This is a genomic window from Candidatus Igneacidithiobacillus taiwanensis (assembly GCF_031962545.1).
Lineage (GTDB): Bacteria > Pseudomonadota > Gammaproteobacteria > Acidithiobacillales > Acidithiobacillaceae > Igneacidithiobacillus > Igneacidithiobacillus taiwanensis.
This window is the reverse complement of record NZ_JAVRKK010000182.1, coordinates 1-3,595: the sequence shown is the minus strand read 5'-3', so window position 1 is coordinate 3,595 and position 3,595 is coordinate 1. Positions and strand designations below refer to the sequence as shown.

The 3,595-nt window shown below is 57.6% G+C and carries 3 protein-coding genes; all 3 read right to left on the bottom strand.

All coding sequences use genetic code 11. The features are described 5' to 3' along the window. On the bottom strand, window positions 1–937 hold a 937-nt coding region (locus RTI30_RS13290; RefSeq protein WP_312263447.1), incomplete at its 3' end, for an HD domain-containing phosphohydrolase. 298 nt (window positions 938–1,235) lie between these two features. Further along, complete coding sequence (locus tag RTI30_RS13285; RefSeq protein WP_312263448.1) at window positions 1,236–2,228, bottom strand: TonB-dependent receptor domain-containing protein; 993 nt, start codon at window positions 2,226–2,228, stop codon at window positions 1,236–1,238. Further along, complete coding sequence (locus RTI30_RS13280; RefSeq protein WP_312263449.1) at window positions 2,229–3,359, bottom strand: TonB-dependent receptor plug domain-containing protein; 1,131 nt, start codon at window positions 3,357–3,359, stop codon at window positions 2,229–2,231. Window positions 3,360–3,595 lie beyond the last annotated feature (236 nt).

The window sequence follows — 3,595 nt, the reverse complement described above, 5'->3', positions numbered from 1 at the left end:
ACCCGGTAAAACCCCCGGATCCGGTACCCGACATGTTGAACCTGCATGGCACTCCTCCCTCGCCAAAGAAGTGCCAAAGGTTTGTGAACTTATGCACAATGGTGGCAAAGACCTCGGCAATGCTGTCGAGACGGTCTTCATCGACTTCGGTGTGAAAAGGTGCGGGCTCCAGCGCACTGACCCGGGATTCGAGACCCTCGGCGCGCAAGCCCTCCCAGAATTCTGGTTCTTTTCCTAGCCGCTCGACAATGGGTACCAAGGTGGGGTCAAACCACGTGCCGCGTCGACGCTTGATTTCCGCTAAGGCGGCATGACGGGAGCCGGTTTGGAAAAAGACGTCGACCACCTGCGCCAGTAGGGCAATGCGGGAGAATAGGGGGATTTCCTCACCTTTCAGCCCCTCCGGCCTTCCCTTGCCGTTCCAGTGCTCGTCCAAGCTGTGAATGCCGGCCGCGACGGCGTGGTTGAAGCCCAATTTGCGGGCAATATTGGCGCCTCGCTCGCAGCGGGTTTGTACCAATTCGGTAGCGAGATTTTCGCCACTGGTACCCAAATATAGAACGCGGCGCAGTTTGCTGCGCAGGTCTTCGGTTTGTCCGGCATGGCGAAATACAAAGCGCGCGAGCTGCAAAAAATTCTGGGTATCGACAGTCTTGAAGTCCTGCTTGACCAGGCGCTCGTCGGCCCCGTAGAGCTCCCAGAGGCGCGCGGCATTGCTGCTGCAACCGGCATCCTTGAGCAATACGGCATAGTAGAGATCGGTGAGGGTGGCATCGTCGAGGCCAAGCTCGCGACCAACGTGCATGCCAATCCAGGTACAACGCAGCGCGTGCCCCGCTGGCTGACCTTCGGTCAGGTCCAAGGCAAAGCTGATGGCTCCAACGATTTCCGCCAACGAAGCGTGGGTTCTCGTATCTGCAGTCCCGTTTTCCGCCATTCGTGCTCCCTGTATCGCCGGCCGACTTTCCGTCTGCCAAGCGCGTTCGTAGTCCGACCAGTTGGTACCTTAGTTATATAGTCGGCTTTGTAGGGAGCGCAAGGCGCCGGCCTGAGCATCAAGGGAAATGCTCTACAGAACGCCAGCGCGTCACTGCAGGGACGACGGGCGGTGCGCTCCCGCAGTCGGTTGCTACCCAAGTCGGGACAGGGTTTACCGGAAGCCGCGGTAAAACCGCTCTGGGCCGAGTAGGCTGCTGAACAGTCTCAAAGACGGTCCGCGCGAGCCGCCACCAGGCTCAAAACTGGTAGCTCAGATCGAGATTGACCGAGCGCCCGGGGCCAGGCACGGGAGTACCGTAGGCAAAGGGCTTTTGACCGAGATAGACGCCACCCAAGGGCTGGAAGTAGAGCTGATTGAGCAGATTCTCCAGGCGTAGGCTGGCTTGCCAGGAGCCGGAGTGCCAGCGGGTGCCGATCTCCAAAAGACCATAGCCCGGGGTTTGTACTTCGTTGCGTAAGGGATCGACGCGCGTCTTGCCGGCAACCAGCGTCTCGCGAATCCAGTTTTGCCAGTGCCCCCAGTTTTGGCGCAGGGTGAGGGTACCGTTCACCGGCATCATTCGATAGAGGGGAACGTCGAGGCTCAGGTTCTCGCCATGGATGTAGGCAAGATTGGCATCGAGAAAAAAGTCTCCCGCCGCTTTGGTGCTGGCGATTTGGGTACTGCCCTCGGCGTTCACGCCCCAAAACAGGGCATTTTGGTTGGTAAACTGGAGGTAAACGAAGCCTGTCTGGGCCTGGGCGTTGGCGGCAGTGCAGGCGCCGCCGAGTTGTGAGGAGCAGCGCTGCACGCCAATGTAATTCTGCACATAATTTACATAGGGGGTGATGTGCAGGTGCCAGTCGCTGCCCTGGGTGGCAAAGCGCAGGCTCAGCACGTTGGCGGTCTGCGCGCGCAGCTGCCGGTTGCCAATATAGCCGTTGCCATCGCCAAACCAGCCATTCATGGACATCGCCATGGGGTTGCTCGACCAAGCGTAGAGCTCATACAAGTTGGGCGACTGTACGTTGCGCGCAAAGCCCAACTCCCATTGGGTGTTAGCGGTTGCTTGGTAGCGCAGGATGGCGCTTAGGTCCCAATTGCCAAAATTGCGGGCTCGATCGGCGCGGTTAAACTGGCCCGGAAGCGAGGTGGGGATGGCAGGGTTGCCGTACATCATGCTGTTGTAGCCTTGCACAGGGCCGGTGTTTTCGGTGGTGATGTCGTAGCGCAGGCCCACTCGGCTCATCTATTGCCGATCCCAGTGGCGCGTCCAGTCGGTGAATAGGTCGTAATGGTATTCGCGGCCGTCGCGAATGTTCCAGAAAATCTCCGGACCCATCATGCGGTTACCGGGCACCGGCGTCCACCAATCGTCGAGATGATAGCGCGAGAAATCGATACCGCTGCGCAGGAGATCCTGGGCGCTGAGATCCTGCCCGACTTCTATACGTAGCCCCGACTTGACCCCTTGGGTATACATGGGCATGGCCATGGAAGTGGGGGTGATTTTATCGCCCAGAAAATTCATCTCGTGCTGCACCAAGGTGTTGTAGAGCCGAGCGTCGAGGTAGCCCCACTGAAAGCCACCGTGGTAATGCAGATTGAAGCTGGTTTCTTCGTTGCCGGTGAGGTCCATGCGCACATTGGGATAGCCCTCGTAAGGAATGCGCTGGTGGCTGACGCGCAAGGAGAGTTCTTGCTGATCCCAACGTCCGGCCAAGGTAAGGGCCTGATTTTCGCTGCGAAATGCGCTCGACCCCACGGTTTTTGCCGGGATGCTCGGAGTGGCAGCCTTGAATCCCTTGGCGGCTTGATAATTGTCTCCCTGGCTCAAGCTGCCGGCATACTGGATGAAAAAGTGCGGTGTGGCGGCGTACAGAGAGAGATTTTCGCCGTGGATATCGCCGTTACTGTGGTAAAAGGCGCTGAGACTACCGCCATAGAGAAAGGGGTTTGTTGCGCTGGCGAAGATGGGCGGGGCAGAGGAGACCAAAATGGTGCCGCCCAGACTGTTACCTGCCACGGTGACGGGGGCCACGGTCGGGTAGACCTCGATTTTGCCGATTTGACTCGGTGGGATGGTAGAGGTTGGGGGAATCATCTCGTTGGGGCAGACATTGGGCACGCGCACCCCATCCACCTGCACATTGAGACTGCTGCCCCATAGCCCATTCAGGTACGGGAGGGCAGAAACACCGCCGGAGGCGACACTTTGTGCGCCGGTAACAAAGCGCAATAAATTGGCGCTATCGGCGCCGCTGGCTGGTTGAGAAAAGGTCTTGCTTTGCCCACCAAGGGAATTTTGGGCGCCACTGGCAACATTGATCTGTACCAGCAGAGGATTTGCCGCCTGCGCGCATTCGAGTCCCGACGCCATCGTCGCAAGAATTAAAAAGTATATAGGTTTTAGCTGCATAGAATGTACTCCAATGTTTTTATTACCATGCACCAAGTCGCCTCTTCTGCGCGAATGGAATGTTTTGATTTGGTATTCGGATAAAATTATGCGTACAGTAGGAAATGGTTTTTATTGTTAAGGAAGATCTGATCTAGCCGAAGAAGGCATTGCCGTTGATCCAGAATCTCAAAAAAACGCCATGAGGCCCATTGCTG

What these genes read in the sequence shown, in the direction of transcription:
- RTI30_RS13285 (WP_312263448.1), bottom strand. Translation starts at nt 2,228, where the DNA reads ATGAGCCGAGTGGGCCTGCGCTACGACATCACCACCGAAAACACCGGC.
- RTI30_RS13280 (WP_312263449.1), bottom strand. Translation starts at nt 3,359, where the DNA reads ATGGCGTCGGGACTCGAATGCGCGCAGGCGGCAAATCCTCTGCTGGTA.